Origin of the sequence: Populibacterium corticicola, assembly GCF_042683685.1 — a bacterium.
GTDB classification, from domain to species: domain Bacteria; phylum Actinomycetota; class Actinomycetes; order Actinomycetales; family Cellulomonadaceae; genus Timonella; species Timonella corticicola.
Window position 1 is genome coordinate 37,658 of record NZ_JBHUOP010000003.1, and the last position, 15,892, is coordinate 53,549.

A 15,892-nucleotide genomic window follows, 5' to 3' on the forward strand; every position below is an offset into this window, starting at 1 on the left:
CGCTCCGTCCTGTAGTGGGCGGTAACAAGAACACAGTTACGCACCAAGAACGGGGCAAGCCCGCGTCAAGTTCCAGTGTGGGAGTGCGATAACCTTCACAAAACGCATACCGAGACACGGTATACGACGAGTTGATTTTACCAAGCGCACACCGACCTAAGTCCCGATGTGACGTATTTAGGAGGTAAAAGTTCGCGAAATTTATAGAGAGGCCGGGTCACGTAGAAACCCGTCCTGGTCCACAACCTCTCCTGCGGTCGCCGAATACAGCGACCGGGTAAGGCTGCGCACAAGCGGCGTGATACGGGTGCGTCGCTGACGCAGTTCAAAGCTGGGAAGTTCACGATGCCAGTCCTCAAGGTCATCTGGAATCCATGAGATCCGGTATTCGATCACCCCGTTCTTGGCCCATTCAATGTTCTCCAGGATCGGTGGCAGCCATTGTGTTCCGGCCACTTCCACCGTGACCAGATCGCCCTTGGATGCCTCGTACACGAGCCCATAGGCGGTAACCGCCTCGGGTTCGGCAAGCGTCTGTGCATCGAACTCGTCTGCGGTGCGGTGCAACTTCTCAAGAAAGTCTGGGGCGAGGGCAACGAGTTCATCACGTACTTCCTGCGCCGCCTCGAGGTTTGGACCGTCCCATTCCACCTCGGTGGGCATGTACTGCATGGTTGGCGCAACGAGTTGGGCAAGACGCAGGGTTGCCTGGGGGTCGAGCCATACGTCGCTGTAGACGGTCAGTTCCACATTGGCAGCGGGGTCAGGGGCGACGGAGCGATAACGCTCGGCACCACCGCCCAGGACCGCATCGAAGTGTGCCGTGCCCTCCAAGAAACGCGCAATCGAGACCAGAGAGGTCACCTGCCGGAACTCCTCGCGCACCGGCATGCCCTCCGCGAAGATGCGTGCCAATCCGTCCCGGTCACCCACATCCCGCATGGGTGCCTCGCCGCGTTCGCGTACGCACGTGAGCGCCCACACAAGCGTTGCCTGTGGGGGAAACTGCGCGGGGTGCGGCTGCGTTTCGGGGTCTTTGTCGAGGGCACCCAGGTCGAGGTGCAGGACTCCCGTGTCGAGGATGACGCCCGTATCCCCCATGCTCACGGCACCGGTTTCGAGCGAGATGACCTTCGACTGCGATTCCGGTGCGAGTATGCGCGGCGAGTATGGCCCGTGCACTACGGCCCGGGGGGAGAGCCTGATCGTTCCCGGCAGGATCTCGACGATGTCACCGTCCACGATCTCTCGCGGCAGGGTTTCCCAGGTTGCGCGTGGTTCGCGGCACTGGAACAGAAACTCCATGTCGGAGGGGTCCAGGTAGTCGGGCAGGGTCAGGAAGTGCGTGACCTGTGCGCCCGTCCCAGCGCTGCGGGAAGGAAGGTCTGGCAGCGGTGTCGGTGAGAGCCGTAGTTGGGTCATTGGAGGTCGTACTAGTGCGCGTCAGGCTCACCGGAGACAGATTCGTCTGCCACGGGTGCATCGGTTCCTGACACGTCGGTGACGTCGCTGCGGTAGAAGTTCAGGTACGAGCGTGATGCTGTCGGTCCACGCTGCCCCTGGTAGCGCGACCCATACACGTGCGAACCGTACGGGTTCTCAGTTTCAGAGGTGAGCTGGAAGAAGCACATCTGACCGATCTTCATGCCCGGCCACAACAGGATTGGCAGAGTCGCGACGTTGCTCAGCTCAAGGGTCACGTGCCCGGTGAAGCCTGGGTCGATGAAACCCGCGGTCGAGTGGGTCAGCAAGCCGAGTCGTCCGAGCGAGGATTTCCCCTCGAGGCGCGCAGCCACATTGTTGGGCAGGGTGACCTGCTCGTATGTGGCCGCGAGAACGAACTCACCTGGATGCAGGATAAACGGGGTGTCCGCTTCCACCTCAACGAGTCGCGTCAACTCCGGCTGTTCTGTGGCCGGATCGATGTAGGGGTACTTGTGGTTGTCGAACAGGCGGAAGAACCGATCGAGGCGCACGTCCACGCTTGAGGGCTGGATCAGGGTTGGGTCGAACGGTTCGAGAGCCACCGTGCCCGCTTCGATGTGGGCTTTGATATCGCGGTCTGAGAGGAGCACTGTGTGACCATTCCTTTTCGACGAGCCGGATGCGTTTCTTCGCTGGGTGCGGCCGCGTGGGCGGCCGGTTCGCAGGTTCCGCCTCCTAGATTAGCAGCGCCACCTGCAATCCCAGTGGGGCTTCTTGGCTTTCGGGGAGAGGTTCCACGGGCCTTCTCCCCAGTGTCCATTTCCAGTGGTTCCCCACATTCCCTTCGCCATCTCACCTTGCTCATCGCGCCCCGCCACCTCCTAACGCCGATGGGGCGTTTTTGATCCAAGTACACACATCTTTTCCGCGCACCCGGGCAATTTTGGCCCCAACGGTTTAGCCCCCAGCGACAGTAGCGCGACACCCGGCCGTCACGGTGCCAGGCCGAACCGCAGGGCATGGCCGACAGTGCTGGAAGTTGAGATGGGGTGTGATCGGAACCATATCGTCGCCAATTGCACTGCGTGCAAAATTGCACGTAGTGTAAACAGGTGACTTCAAAGGCTTCCGACACCACGCTCTCGCGACGAGAACGCAACAAAGTCGCGACCAGGGCAGCCATCGCGCAGGCCGCGCTCGACCTGGTGGCCGAGGTTGGCTACGAGAACATCACGATCGAGATGGTCGCGGCCCGCGCTGACATCTCCCGACGCACGTTCTTCAACTACTTCTCGTCCCTCGATGAAGCCCTCAACATTCAGGTGACCCGCGCCCTCGACCGCGCGATCGAAGCGCTCGACGATCACGCCTTCACCATGCCCATCGTCGACGCCACCATTCACGCCCTGCATTCCATCGCAGACCAGGACTTCCTCAGTTCCGTCGCATTGCTGTACTCACAGGGCTGCACCAACCCATCGCTACACGCCAACCGGCTCATCGCCTGGGAAGAGGCAATCACCGAAATGACCCGCAAACTCGGGCAACGGCTACCCAATGCGGACCCATTCGCGATCTCCGTCTTCAGCCACTCCGTGCTCGGCGCCTGCAACGCCGCGTTCCAACACTGGTTCGACACCGTTGACGGCATCCCAACCGAGGCCGATACCGCACGCCTCAAAGACACCCTGACCCAGGCAATCGAAATCATCAAAGACGGTTTCCCCACAATCGCCTCCATCAACCCCACCCCAACGCCCGCACAGAAAGACGCCTGACCCATGGCACAATTCCTGTACAAAATCGGTCTTGCCACACACGACCACCGCAAGAAGTTCATTGCCGCCTGGGTCGCGATCCTCACGCTCATCGGAGTCCTAGCCGGAACCTTCATGGGCACCCTGTCCAACACGTTCTCACTGCCAGGCACCGAAACCGAACGCGTGCTCAACCTCATGCACGAGGAACTACCCGAACTCTCCGGTGGAAACGGCACCATCGTCTTCCAAACCAACGACGGTGAACCCTTCAGCGACGCACAACGCACAGCAATTGTCACTGCCCTCGAAGGCCTAGAGGGGCAAACGCCTGTGCGTTCAGTCCTGAACCCATTCGAGATGCAAGACCAACTCGACAACAGCGCACAAAACGTCGCCGACGGCGAAGCGGAAATCGCCGAAAACGAGAAGAAACTAGAGGATGCCCAAGCCGAGGTCTCCGATGGTGCCCAACAACTCCTCGAGGCAGAGGAAGAACTGGCCGCCGGAGAAAAGGAAATCTTCGACAACGAGGCCAAACTCGTTGAAGGTCGAGCACTCCTCCTCGCAGGAGAGAGAGAACTCGAAGACGCCAGGAAACAACTCGACGAAGCAGAGCAGCAGCTCACAGACGGAGAGAAGGAACTGGCTGACGGGCGCAAACAACTCAACGACGGGCGAGCAGAATACGAAGCAGGACTCAAAGAGTTCAAGGCCGGAGAAAAACAGTTCAACGCCGGCAAGAAAGAATACAACCAAGGCGTCAAAGAATATGAGGCTGGGAAAAAGCAGATCGCAGACGGCGAGAAGCAGATCGCAGCGGCCAAGAAACAATTAGCCGCCGGCAAGAAAGAGTACGAAGCCGGAAAGAAACAATACGACGCTGGCATCGCCCAGGCTGCCACGCAACTCGGCACCAGCGGAGAACGGGCAACCATCGCCGCTGCCAAGGGCGCACTGCAACAGATCTCCGGTGCGCTCTCCCAGATTCCGTCCCTCAAAGACCTCCAGGACAGCAAGGCACAGCTTGAACAACTGGGCATGCAGGACACCCCTGACTATGCCAATGTCATCACGGCAATCGAAACCCGTACCACACTCGAAGCACAGCAGGAACAACTCAGCCAGCTCGTGGCTGCCTCGGTGGAACTACCCAAGGCTGCCGCAGAGCTAGAGCAGGGCAATAAGACCATTGCCGAGGAAAGTGCAAAACTCGAAGCTGGGCGCAAGGAACTCAAGACCGCCGAGAAACAACTGACCGCCGCAAAGAAGGAACTCGACGCGGCAGAGAAAGAACTCAAAGCCGCTGAAAAGCAGTTGTCAGCCGGCAAGAAGGAACTCGACGCCGCCGAACAGCAACTCACAGACGGCGAAAAAGAACTGGCTGACGGACGCGCCCAATACGAGGCAGGGCTTGCACAGTACAACGCAGGCGTCGCCGAGATCTCCCGCAGCGAAAAGCAACTCGAAGACGGAGAACGCCAACTTGCCGAGGGGCGCAAGCAACTCGAAGATGGCCGCACCCAGATTGAGGAAAACAAGCAAAAGCTCGAAGACGCTCGCATTCAGATCGCCGACGGAAAGAAACAGCTCGAGGACGGCAGAATAGCGCTAGCCCTCGGCCTGCGAACGGTCGCGCTCACCGAGCCGATGTCCTTCATCAACAAGAACGACGACACCGCGATCTCTCAGGTCATGTTCTACGGACAGCCCGAGTCGTTGACCGCTGATGAGCGCGCCGACATCCAGTCGATCGCCGACAGTGTCGAGGCTGCCGGGGTCACCACCCTGTTCTCAAAGGAGATACTCTCCGACCTCAACTCCATCTTCGGCATCACCGAGGTCATCGGACTCATCATCGCGGGGATCGTCCTGTTCGTGATGTTCGGAACCTTCCTCGCCGTGGGACTACCACTCCTCATGGCGCTATCCGGTGTTGCAGCCGGTGTGGGTGGAACACTCGCGTTATCCTCCCTGATTGACATGCAATCCATTACCCCGGCACTCGCCCTCATGCTTGGGCTCGCCGTGGGAATCGACTACACCCTGTTCATCGTCCATCGACACCGCACACAATTGCTCACCGGGATGCCACTGCGCGAGTCAATTGGCCGTTCCATCGGTACGAGCGGAAACGCAGTCGTGTTCGCAGGTCTCACAGTGATCATCGCGCTGTCCGCGCTCGTGGTCTCTGGACTCCCGTTCATCGCGATCCTCGGTCTGTCCGCAGCGTTCACGGTGCTCATGTCCGTGCTGCTCTCGATCACGCTCACTCCCGCGCTACTCGCAGTCATGGGCGAGAAGGTCCTGACCAAGAAGGGCCGTGCAGCTCGCGCTGAAGCCGTTGCCGCCATTTCGGTGACTGCCGGGTCCTCCACCGTGGCCCATGCCCACGGTTCCAAACCCTCTGCGAGCCTATGGTGGGTCAAGACCCTCACCTCCGCACCGTGGCTGGCAGCCCTCGCAAGCATCATCGTGCTCGGCGTTATCGCGATTCCTGTGGCGTCCATGAAGACCGCGCTACCGGATGGCGGATCTGAGCCATACGGGTCCGACGCCCAGCGAGCATACGAGATCACCTCTCAGCAGTTCGGTCCTGGATTCAACGGCCAACTGATCCTGCTCGCCGAGCTCGACAACCCCGAGGATGAGAATGCGGCAACAGAGCAGCTTCTCGAGGTAGCCGAACGCATCTCCACGACAGATGGCGTGTTCGCCGCTGTCCCTGCCGTAACCAACGAGGAGTTGACCTTCGGCGCGATCCAGATCGTCCCTGCGAGTGGTCCAGCAGACCCGGCCACCGAGGAGATCGTGCACGAACTACGCGGCATGACCGACACTATCAAGGCTGAGACCGGCGTGACGGCGCACATCACGGGTCAGGTTGCCGCACAGATCGATGTCAGCGAAAAGATCAACGCCGCCCTGCCCCCATACCTCATCATCGTGGTTGGGCTCTCGCTGATCCTCATGCTGCTCGTGTTCCGGTCCGTTGTGGTGCCTCTCCTCGCGACACTCGGGTTCCTGCTCTCGCTCGCAGCCGCATTCGGTTCCACCGTGGCCGTCTACCAGTGGGGTTGGTTTGGGCCTCTCTTCGACGTGCACAACCCGGCACCGATCATGAGTTTCCTGCCGATCCTGCTCACCGGTATCCTGTTCGGCCTGGCTATGGACTATCAGGTCTTCCTCGTAACAGCGATGCGCGAGGCCTACGCTCATGGTTCATCCGCCCGTGACGCCGTCAAACAGGGCTTCAACCTGGCTGCTCCGGTCGTTGTGGCTGCGGCACTCATCATGGTGTCCGTGTTCGCAGGCTTCACGTTCTCGCACCTGACCATGATCCGTCCGATCGGGTTTGCGCTCGCTATAGGCGTGCTGTTCGATGCCTTCGTGGTCCGCATGACCCTCACCCCTGCGATCATGCACCTGCTCGGCGACAAGGCGTGGTATCTGCCAGCGTGGCTTGAGCGGATCCTTCCAGACGTGGACGTTGAGGGCGCAAAGCTTGAGGATTCCGTTCCTCCTGCTGACTCCACTGAGAACGTTCCATCGGAACCAGTCACAGCGGGCGACGCCCGGTAGAAGCACTAACCCTCACCTTTGAGAGTGCGGATATCCGCACTCTCAATGCGTGCGAGTGCACTTTTGGTAACTCTCAAATGAAGTGACAGATTGCGAGTGCACTCAGGATGCGCATCTCACGCAGTTACTCGGATTAACAATCACTCACATATTGAGTTGTCTGTTGAAGGTTCAAGGATCGAGGCGCACACTCAAGGCATGGCAGGTTTCTTCTCGTTCCCCAATCCCGTCAACGAAAAGGCGGCGCGCACGGTCGCCGCTGGAGTCGTTGCGCTGACAGTCATCACGCTGATCACATCACACCCAATCCCTCTTGTGCTGTTGACGCTGGGTTTCTGGGGACGAGTTCTGGCCGGTCCACGACTTTCTCCCCTCGGCTGGCTGGCGCAGCGCGTCATCGCACCACGTTTCGGTCTGCCCAACTTCGTTCCAGGACCGCCCAAGCGATTCGCCCAGGGAATCGGAACCGTGTTCACCACCACCGCAACGATCCTGTACTTCTCTGGTGCGGAGACAGCCGCTTGGGTTGTGCTTCTGATTCTTCTGGTGGCCGCGAGCCTTGAGGCATTCGTTGGTTTCTGCCTTGGCTGCTATATCTTTGGACACCTTCAAAACTGGGGTGTCATCCCTGCAAGCGTGTGCGAGGCGTGCAACAACATCTCGCAGCGCTCGCAGCCTTCTGGATCTACACCTTCCTCTCTTTGAGAGTGCAGATATCTGCACTCTCACGCACTGAGAGTGCACTTTTGGTAACTCTTGGGGTGGGTGACCGCACACAGGGCAGCGTGAACTGGGTATAAGTGACTGGAGAGAGTTATCCACACCCTTGTTGAGTGGATGGGGAGTTCACCACCATCGATCCGTGGGCGAATTAACCGGAAAGCCCCTTGACCTACATGTTGGGTTCACAGTCCTCGTTACCCACAACTTCGTCCACCGACCCGTGGAAAACTCAACTTTTGGACGCCCAACCCACATTCTTTTCCACAGTGTGGTCAGTGGAAAACTCCCATATCGGTGAATAACCCTGTGGATAAGGCACCCTCTCCCTTCCGCATAATCAAGCGGTTTCCACAAGCATTAACAACTTATGCACACATTCGTCCACAGGTGGGCGTGGACCGTCCACGAGTTATCCCCAATACGCAACCGGCTTTGTGGATAAACTTGGCACGGCCTCATAACCCGCGTGGACCCACCTGCACAGCAGTAAAGACACGCTCGCGCAAGGGGTAGAACAGCAAACACCGCCCAACAGTGCGGGAAACACGCGCCATCAGGCGCATTGGAAAGGTATGAACATGCACCAGTGGGTTTGGCCCGCCTACATAGCGGTACTCCTGGGTGCCTTGCTCTTCGCCCTCTTCCTCATCCCGATTCTGGTCTTGCAGTACCGCAGGTTTGGCGGCTTCAGTTTCTCGAGGTTCCTCGTAGCGGCAGCGGCTTCCATCTATGCCGTTGCACTGGTTTCCTACACGCTGCTCCCGCTCCCCGATCCAGACACGCTCAACTGCGCGGCATCGCACACGCTCCTTCAACTCCAACCGGGGGCATCGCTTGATGACATCGCGCAGGTGGTGCGAGAGCAGGGCCGACGGGCAGCGCTCACGAATCCGGTGATCCTGCAGGTTGTGTTCAACGTGCTGCTGTTCATCCCGTTCGGCGTGATTATGCGCCGGTTCTTCGAACGCTCAATCATCACGACCACGCTGCTGGGCTTCCTTCTCTCTGTGGGCATTGAGACGACCCAGTACACGGGCCTGTGGTGGATCTACGACTGCGCCTATCGGGTCGCAGACGTGGACGATGTCATCACCAACACGACCGGCGCGTTGATCGGTGCACTGTGTGCGCCGCTCCTGCTGGCCTTCATTCCGCGCAAGGGCAGGCTGGAGCGCAACCGACTCGTCGCCAAGCCCGTGACGAAGCGCCGCCGCCTGCTGGCGATCGCGATCGACTATTTCGTGTACCTCGTCGTGTCGACTGGCCTGGTGGCCACTGCGACGATCACAGGCTTGATGGTGCATGGAGACGAGTATCAACTATCCACAACGGCGACCTGGGCGCTGTGTGCGGTTGTCTTCTTGACGACGAGTCTGCTGCCCGCCCTGTATGGTTCCGGTGCATCGTGGGGACAAAGGGCGGTATGGTTACGCGGGCAGTGGCAGGTTGCGGAAGGTAGTGCGCGGCACCGGCTGCTTGCGCTGACGCGCATGTTCGTGGGCTTCGGTGGATATGTGCTGCTTGATCTGACAAGCACCTATGGCTCTGGCGAGTGGGCAGAGATACCCGGAACCGCTCTGACTGTCTTTGTGTTGATTTCGGCCGTGTTTGTGCTGTTTACGCCGTCCGCACGCGGTCTGAGTTTCCGATTGACCTCTGGCAAGGTGGTTGATGCACGTGCTGACAACGACGCGCCAGGGACTTAGGCCCCGGCATCCGTCATGACTAATTGTGGAATAATGTCAGAATGCCAAAGATCATCGGAGGTTCCCTGCATGAACACAGGGAGCAGACACGTCAGCGCCTTTTCACAGCACTTGCAACCCTTATGGAAGAGCGCGGTTTCGATGTCATCTCCTTTGCCGAGATCGCGGCGGCAGCGGGGGTGGGCCGTACGGCTGTCTACAACCACTTCCCCGACAAGGAAGCGCTGCTCCTTGGCTACATTCAACACGAGACCTCAAAGTACGTTGAGAACCTGCAGCGCTCGCTCGCAGACATCAACGACCCCGTGGAGCGGTTGCGCGCATACGTTCGCGCTCAGGCGCGCCTGAACCGCGTCTTTCATGTGACTCCGGGCGCAGAGTTGCGCACTATCCTGTCCAAGAGCGCCGCACAACGCCTACGCGAGCATGTCACCGTCATCGAGGAACTCCTCTACACGATTCTGGGAGCGGGTATCTCCTCGGGTGATTTCCCACCGCAGGACATCCCGACAACCGTGGCACTCATCAACGCCTGCCTGTCGGGTCGTGCAATACCGGAATCCGGTCCCGAGCGGGAACGCGCCGCGGCTGCGGCGGAGGAGTTCATCTTGCGCGCAGTGGGCGCTCGCACCAGCCAGACAACTCGCATTTACTGACACCTGATCAGCAAGACGCCGTCTCACTCTGTGGCGACACACCAAATTTCCACAAGCGTCCACAATCCCACGTGCCGGGCTGTTTCTGACATTTTTTCTGACACTTTGTCCGAAAGATTCGCATCATTAGGGTAGGCAAGCCTAATTTTGAGCAATATCATTGTTTCTGACAAACCGTCAGATCTTGCTTGAGTTGCCGCACCGCGTGATTCGCAAGACGACTCCACTCTTTCGCACACCCGAGGTGAATCGTGACCGCAACAGTCAGCGACATCAGCACCGACACCATCGAGACGACCCCTCTGGCCACCCGCCTCAAAGAAGGCACCCGCCAGATCCACTCCGATGCCGAGAACATGCGCTTCATTTCCGAACTCATGGGCGGAAAACTTAACGTCGCCGCCTACCGTGACCTAGCGATTCAACAGCACTACATCTACGCGGCACTTGAGCAGGCAACCGAGGATATTGCGGGCATGCCTCAAGCAGACACCCTGACCTTCGCGGAATTGACCCGTTCCCCGTCCATTGCACAGGACCTCGAGTTCCTGGTGGGACCGGACTGGGCGGAACAGATCCAGCCACTCCCGGCAACGCTCGTCTACGTTGAGCGCCTACGTCAGTCATCCGGTTCGCTCGCACGCTACGCCGCACACGCCTGGACCCGCTACCTTGGGGATCTCTCCGGCGGTCAGGTCATAAAGGTCATGATGCAGCGCCACTACGGCATGGGCCAGGACGGACTGAACTTCTACGACTTCAAGGAGATCGTGAAGGCCAAGCCATTCAAGGACCTGTACCGTGAGCGCCTCAACGGGCTGCAGCTCACCGAGACAGAGATCGAAGAGGCCGTTGCCGAAGCACTCGTCGCGTTCGAGCTCAACCAGAAGATGTTCGCCGAACTCGGTGCGATTCACTGCAACTGAGCAGTCATCGTTTTTCGATGGGCGGTTTTTCGTCCGCATCCCTGGAAATTTTTCGGGGACTCGGACGAAAAACCGCCCATCGATGCATAGGGACTGATTCAGATCAGGCTGCGCAATCAGATCAGTGTGCCCGGTCTAGATTGGGCACTTGGCTTTGAACTCCAGCTCAGACCAGATCCAGCAGCTCCTGCGGCTTATCAATGACCGCGAGAGCACCATGCTCAAGCAGTTCCCCGGGAAGCGCATAGCCCCACGAGACTCCCACGGTGTCGATACCATGCAACCGTGCGCCGTTCACGTCATGTTCGCGGTCCCCAACCATCAGGATCCGACCAGCACCCGGCAACTGTCCCGACAGCGGAGTGAGCGAGGCGAGGCAGTGTTCGATCACGTCAGCCTTCGCCGAACGAGTGCCGTCCATGGTCGCTCCGGCGATGAATCGGAAGTAGTGCGCCAACTCGAAGTGCTCCAGAATCTGCCGGGCGTACTTCTCAGGCTTGGACGTGGCAACGGCCATCGGCATGCCACGTGCGGTGAGCGTATCGAGCAGTTCCACGATCCCCGGATAGACGGAGTTGTTGAGCATCCCGCCATCGGTGAACTTTACGCGGTATTGGCGTAGGAACTCCTCATACTGCGAGGCAGGAACCCCGTGACGAGCGGAACTGACGTGCAGGGGTGGCCCCACAAACGCCCGCAGCGTATCCGTGTCGGGCGCTTCGATTCCCAGTTGGGCGTAGGCGTACTGCACGGACTCCATGATCCCCGGAGCCGAGTCGGTCAGGGTTCCGTCGAGGTCGAACAAGACGAGTTCTCGCGTAGTCATATAGCTTTCTTTGCGGTCGATGCTGCGGCTTAACCCAGGAGCGGCAGGGTCAGTTCGGCTGCTGCTCCGCTGGTCACCCGCACGGGGATGCCCCAGTCTTGTTGGGCGAGATGGCAGGCGGGATATTCGATGCCTGGATCGTCATCGCAGCTCGCGGCCTGCGCGGTCACGTGCAGTACGCCTTCAGGAACGTCCGGGTTGATCCGTAGTGTGCGGTCGAGTTCGACCGTCGTTCCAGAGCCATCGAGCAGCAGGTTCTCGGGCGATGCCGAGACGGTCAGTTTCGTTGACGGCCCCCACCGATCATCGTATTTTTGGCCGGGTGCGGGGGTGAACACCACGCGGAGTTCGAGATCGCCGGAGGCGATCTCCGTGACGGGACGCTGCGTCCTGTGCGCCCCGGCGTTGAGGATCTGCCCGGCCAACTCGTCGGAAATCTGAATGCGGGTGAGGCGGTGCGCCGCCGATTCGATGACAAGCAGTTCCAATCCGCTTGGCGACGATACGGCCAGGATTCCCGACGGCTCGCTCAAGCCCGTGGCGAGCGTGGTGACCTGCGTGGTTGCAGGGTCGTAGCGGCGGATCGCGCCGTTGTAGGTGTCGGCGATGGCGACACTGCCATCGGGCAATGCTGCCACACCGAGCGGGTGCTGCATGAGCGCTTGATCGGCAGCACCGTCGCGCAGGCCGAAGTCGAAGAGTCCTTGGCCGATTGCGCTGTGAGCGGTGCCGTTGGCATCGAGCCAGCGCAGAGCGGACGTCTCGGAATCAGCGATCCACACGCGCTCGTCGGCGTCCTCGCCGCTGACCGCGAGGCCAGAGGGTTGCGCATACCAGGATTCATCGGGGCCACCGTTTTGGAGCCCCTCGTTCATGGTGCCCGAATACCAAGCAGCCTCGCCCGTGTGCGGGTCGAAGGACCAGATCGTGTGGTTTCCAGCCATTGCAATGAGGAACTTACTCGCGGCTGGCGACCACACGATATCCCACGGCGAGGTGAGCCTGCCGTCGTTGTCCGGGCCACCCACCAGATACTGCTGGCCGGTGCCCGCGAGGGTCGTGACCTGCCCCGTAGCCAGGGTGACACCGCGCAGGCAGTGGTTCACCGTGTCCGCGACGATCACGTCATAGCCGGCTGCATCCCTGAGGTCTTCGGGTACGAGCGCAAGACCGTTGGGCTCGGAGAACTGGGCGGTATCGGCCAGACCATCCGTGAGGCCGCGCTGGCCGGTTCCGATGCGGCGGATAAGGGTCTCCCCATCCGGGGCGAGCTCTGCAAGCGAGTGATGTCCGGCATCCGCAACGAGCAGATTGCCATTTTCCAGGGCAACTGCCTTGGAGGGGAACCGCAGGGTGCGTGGCTGAGCCTCGGGCATCACGAACGGGCCAGAACCCCGGTGCAACGTCCCCTGCACCTCATGCTGTTCAATCAACTCGGCGATCAGCGCGTCGATGTTGGCCTTGTGCCCCTCGCCCGCCATGTGCGCGACGATGTAGCCTTCCGGGTCCACGATCACCAGGGTTGGCCAGGCGCGGGCAGTGTATTCGCGCCACATCTTCAACTCTGGATCGTCAAGCACCGGGTGGTGCACGTCGTAGCGTTCCACGGCAGCCGCGAGCGCCACAGGGTCCGCCTCATGCACGAACTTGGGGCTGTGCACGCCAATCACCACAACCGTGTCGGAGTATTTGGCCTCTAGCTCGCGCAACTCATCAATGACGTGGAGGCAGTTGATGCAGCAGAATGTCCAGAAGTCCAGGAGCACGATCTTGCCGCGCAGGTCCGCGAGCTTGATGTCCTTACCACCGGTGTTGAGCCAGCCTCGGCCAGCCAGTTCGCTTGCGCGCACTTTGGGAAGGTTGGACTTGAACAGGGATTGGCGTTGAGTGCTTGCGGTGCCGCTGTCGGCAGTGTTCGGGGTGTTGCTCACCGCTTAAGTCTATCGAGGCATTGTGAACACCTGATGACCTAAGCCCGGGACGACATCCGGTTGTCACTGCAATCCCCGCCTACGAGGAATAACGCACAACCATTCGGGCGACCTGGCTGGAACGCGAGATGTGCTCGTGTCCCATCCGAGTCGTCGTCAATCCCCAACGGCGTGTGCTGTCTAGTTCTCGCGCTCCACGAAATAGACGGTCCCGTCAGCAGCGACCTTACGTTCGAGGCGTTCCTGCATGTCTGCCTCGCGTGCAGCTTCTTCGTCGTTGACCGGACGAATTGGCTTGGTGGAGTCGCCTATCTGCGCAGGGCCGTATATCGGAAGAATGAACGTCTCCGTGATGCGCATGCCGCGGGTACGGGTGTCTGTGGTGTCGTGCTTCTTTTTCTTGAAAATTCCCATTGGAATCCCCCTCTTCTATTCTCCGCCGGATGACGCGATCACGCAGTATCTCGGGCAGAGAACTTCGAACGTCATTCTGAGATTCCTGCGCGATCTGCGATTTTTTGGACCTTCGCTGCAAAGAGTCCGAGGGATGTGCCGTCGTTTCCGCGCAGGTGTTCAAGAGCGGTCAAAGCAGTCGCAGCCACGTCGAGCAGTTCCGCTTCAACATCGTCCATAGTATGTGTGACGCCCTTGCGCGGGTTCTGTCCGGTCGCTCCGATGTATGCGGCAACGACTTCGCCGGCTTCCTCCGTGATCTTCGCAAGACGCGCCCATGTCGCCGCTTCGGGATCACGGGCGGCGTTGCCCTCGTCTATCCATTGGCTGATCCCAGCCAGGTTTTGAGCAACTGCGTTCACGTCCATGTCCCCATCCTAGTGCGCACTCTCAACGCGTCACTCTCACGGGGATGGAGTGGGAGGTTGGTGTGTATGCATTGACGACGAGTCGGCTGGTTCAGGAGATGCAGGCCCGACCCAGCCAACTCGTCGTCAAGCGACCACCAGCGCGGCAACCGCGCTAGGCGTGCGGCGCTGTCAGCGCCGCGATCTGTTCAAGCACACCTTCAACGTCCTGCGCGCTCAGCGCAATCTTGCGCGAGGTGAGGACCGACCACAGCCCGTTCGCTGCGAGCCAGGCAGTGAGCAGGCGCGGGTCTTGCGAAACACCCGTGGGAGATTCGAGGAACCACCGCCGCGCCCAGTCCTGATACCAACTAAGGTCGCCCACCCGGTAGACGAGTTCCGCATAGATTCTGGCCCCACCCTCCACGCTATGTCCCCGAGCCGCGACCTGCGCATAGGCGCGGACACGTTCAGCAACGTCAGCCTGTTCCAGTGGGCGCCCGAGAATCTGGCTCATTTCGTGTTCCCAGCATGAGAACACGTGCTGGATCAGCGCCTGTTGCAGCGCCACGCGGTCGGGGAAGTGGTAGAGGAGACCCTGTTTTGTCACCCCGGCGGCGTGTGCGATCTGCTGTAGCGTCGCGTCTGGGGTATCTGCCCCCATCTTCAATGCGGCAGCGATGATCTTGGTGCGGTTACTCGGACGCATCGCACTGTGCGGAACGTGCGCGGGCTTGACGTCCGAGCCGTTGCAAGAGCCGTGTCAGTTGAAAGGCCGCAGTCTCTGGGTGTTCTGGATGCCACTGCACGCCTGTCACGGGAGAGGTCTCATGGACCACGGCCTCGACGATTCCGTCTGCTGCTCGTGCGACCGCCTGCAAACCCTGCCCCAAGCGATCAACTGCCTGATGGTGGGTACAGAACACCGGTTCGGTTCCGATATCTTGGCGCAGTTCGTCGAGGTCAGGTGCCGCGATGTCGCCGGATCGATCAGTCGCATTCGCCACCTCAACGCTCGTGGTGGTGAATGAGTCTGGCCAACTACCCTCGCCCCGATGCTCGTTGGATTCAATGTGCTGCACGAGCGTGCCGCCGAACGCCACGTTGATCAACTGCAGCCCACGGCAAATACCCAGCAGCGGGGTATCGGTCAGAACCGCTGCGTGAATCGCTGCAATCTGGGCGGTATCGGCCAAGGCATCGTGATATCCACCGCCCGGATACTCGACCGGACCCCCGTAAAGTTGCGGCATGACGTCCTCACCGCCAAGGACCACGACCGCGTCCGCGCGCGAGACCGCCGCAACCGCCTCAGCCACCGGGAGCTCGCCGTTGGCGAGCAATTCCGCCTCCCAGCCAAGGGATTCGACAGCCGCGACCGCAGCGTTGTTGAGGATGTCCAGTTCAGTTTGGAACTGCGGATCGTGCGGGCGCTCGTTGCGAAGGTGGAGGAGTGCGATCTTCATGGTGCTCCTTGCGCGGTCGCGAGGGAAACAAATGGCAGCACCAGTTACTTTACTGACGGTGAAGTTACCGAACTGTTTCAGCGGCGAGTCAGAG

Annotated in this window: 14 protein-coding genes; 6 read left to right on the plus strand and 8 right to left on the minus strand. The window is 60.1% G+C overall.

Going from position 1 to position 15,892, the window contains the following annotated elements; all coding sequences use genetic code 11:
* Positions 1-201 precede the first annotated feature (201 nt).
* Complete coding sequence (locus tag ACFSYH_RS07070; RefSeq protein ID WP_377466146.1) at positions 202-1,422, minus strand: hypothetical protein; 1,221 nt, start codon at positions 1,420-1,422, stop codon at positions 202-204.
* Positions 1,423-1,433: 11 nt separating this feature from the next.
* Entirely contained in the window at positions 1,434-2,075 is a 642-nt protein-coding gene (gene dcd / locus ACFSYH_RS07075; protein ID WP_377466147.1) for a dCTP deaminase, read from the minus strand.
* 462 nt (positions 2,076-2,537) lie between these two features.
* Between dcd and ACFSYH_RS07080 the strand changes: the two genes are divergently transcribed.
* The 6 genes from ACFSYH_RS07080 to ACFSYH_RS07105 all read left to right on the plus strand — a co-directional run bounded on the left by ACFSYH_RS07080 (position 2,538) and on the right by ACFSYH_RS07105 (position 10,775).
* Positions 2,538-3,203, plus strand: coding sequence for a TetR/AcrR family transcriptional regulator (locus tag ACFSYH_RS07080; RefSeq protein WP_377466148.1), 666 nt, complete (start codon positions 2,538-2,540; stop codon positions 3,201-3,203).
* Between the two features lie 3 nt (positions 3,204-3,206).
* Entirely contained in the window at positions 3,207-6,764 is a 3,558-nt protein-coding gene (locus ACFSYH_RS07085) for an MMPL family transporter (RefSeq protein ID WP_377466149.1), read from the plus strand.
* Positions 6,765-6,962: 198 nt separating this feature from the next.
* Positions 6,963-7,469, plus strand: coding sequence for a DUF4395 domain-containing protein (locus tag ACFSYH_RS07090; RefSeq protein ID WP_377466151.1), 507 nt, complete (start codon positions 6,963-6,965; stop codon positions 7,467-7,469).
* 596 nt (positions 7,470-8,065) lie between these two features.
* Complete coding sequence (locus ACFSYH_RS07095; protein ID WP_377466152.1) at positions 8,066-9,193, plus strand: VanZ family protein; 1,128 nt, start codon at positions 8,066-8,068, stop codon at positions 9,191-9,193.
* A gap of 41 nt (positions 9,194-9,234) precedes the next feature.
* On the plus strand, positions 9,235-9,849 hold the full coding sequence (locus ACFSYH_RS07100; protein WP_377466153.1) for a TetR/AcrR family transcriptional regulator: 615 nt from the start codon (positions 9,235-9,237) through the stop codon (positions 9,847-9,849).
* A gap of 251 nt (positions 9,850-10,100) precedes the next feature.
* The gene (locus ACFSYH_RS07105; RefSeq protein ID WP_377466154.1) at positions 10,101-10,775 is read left to right on the plus strand and encodes a biliverdin-producing heme oxygenase; all 675 of its coding nucleotides are present in this window, start codon (positions 10,101-10,103) and stop codon (positions 10,773-10,775) included.
* Between the two features lie 166 nt (positions 10,776-10,941).
* Here the strand turns inward: ACFSYH_RS07105 and ACFSYH_RS07110 are convergent, their stop codons facing one another.
* From ACFSYH_RS07110 to ACFSYH_RS07135, 6 genes are all read right to left on the minus strand, one after another.
* Positions 10,942-11,601: an HAD hydrolase-like protein gene (locus tag ACFSYH_RS07110; RefSeq protein WP_377466156.1), complete on the minus strand. Its 660-nt coding sequence runs from the start codon at positions 11,599-11,601 to the stop codon at positions 10,942-10,944.
* Between the two features lie 29 nt (positions 11,602-11,630).
* Positions 11,631-13,532, minus strand: coding sequence for an NHL domain-containing thioredoxin family protein (locus ACFSYH_RS07115; protein WP_377466157.1), 1,902 nt, complete (start codon positions 13,530-13,532; stop codon positions 11,631-11,633).
* A 180-nt stretch (positions 13,533-13,712) separates the two neighbouring features.
* Complete coding sequence (locus tag ACFSYH_RS07120; RefSeq protein ID WP_377466158.1) at positions 13,713-13,946, minus strand: hypothetical protein; 234 nt, start codon at positions 13,944-13,946, stop codon at positions 13,713-13,715.
* Positions 13,947-14,017: 71 nt separating this feature from the next.
* Entirely contained in the window at positions 14,018-14,353 is a 336-nt protein-coding gene (locus tag ACFSYH_RS07125) for a MazG-like family protein (protein WP_377466159.1), read from the minus strand.
* 154 nt (positions 14,354-14,507) lie between these two features.
* Positions 14,508-15,041 (minus strand): TetR/AcrR family transcriptional regulator, encoded by a 534-nt coding sequence (locus ACFSYH_RS07130; RefSeq protein ID WP_377466161.1) that lies wholly within the window; start codon positions 15,039-15,041, stop codon positions 14,508-14,510.
* Positions 15,028-15,798 carry a gamma-glutamyl-gamma-aminobutyrate hydrolase family protein gene (locus tag ACFSYH_RS07135; RefSeq protein WP_377466162.1) on the minus strand — a complete coding sequence of 257 codons (771 nt, stop codon included), beginning with the start codon at positions 15,796-15,798 and terminating at the stop codon, positions 15,028-15,030. Before ACFSYH_RS07135 ends, ACFSYH_RS07130 begins: the two co-directional genes overlap by 14 nt.
* Between the last annotated feature and the right edge of the window lie 94 nt (positions 15,799-15,892).

Coding starts and splice junctions, on each gene's coding strand:
- ACFSYH_RS07070 (WP_377466146.1), bottom strand. CDS start 1,422: ATGACCCAACTACGGCTCTCACCGACACCGCTGCCAGACCTTCCTTCC.
- ACFSYH_RS07095 (WP_377466152.1), top strand. CDS start 8,066: ATGCACCAGTGGGTTTGGCCCGCCTACATAGCGGTACTCCTGGGTGCC.
- ACFSYH_RS07125 (WP_377466159.1), bottom strand. CDS start 14,353: ATGGACGTGAACGCAGTTGCTCAAAACCTGGCTGGGATCAGCCAATGG.
- ACFSYH_RS07120 (WP_377466158.1), bottom strand. CDS start 13,946: ATGGGAATTTTCAAGAAAAAGAAGCACGACACCACAGACACCCGTACC.
- ACFSYH_RS07090 (WP_377466151.1), top strand. CDS start 6,963: ATGGCAGGTTTCTTCTCGTTCCCCAATCCCGTCAACGAAAAGGCGGCG.
- ACFSYH_RS07135 (WP_377466162.1), bottom strand. CDS start 15,798: ATGAAGATCGCACTCCTCCACCTTCGCAACGAGCGCCCGCACGATCCG.
- ACFSYH_RS07085 (WP_377466149.1), top strand. CDS start 3,207: ATGGCACAATTCCTGTACAAAATCGGTCTTGCCACACACGACCACCGC.
- ACFSYH_RS07110 (WP_377466156.1), bottom strand. CDS start 11,601: ATGACTACGCGAGAACTCGTCTTGTTCGACCTCGACGGAACCCTGACC.
- ACFSYH_RS07130 (WP_377466161.1), bottom strand. CDS start 15,041: ATGCGTCCGAGTAACCGCACCAAGATCATCGCTGCCGCATTGAAGATG.
- ACFSYH_RS07100 (WP_377466153.1), top strand. CDS start 9,235: ATGCCAAAGATCATCGGAGGTTCCCTGCATGAACACAGGGAGCAGACA.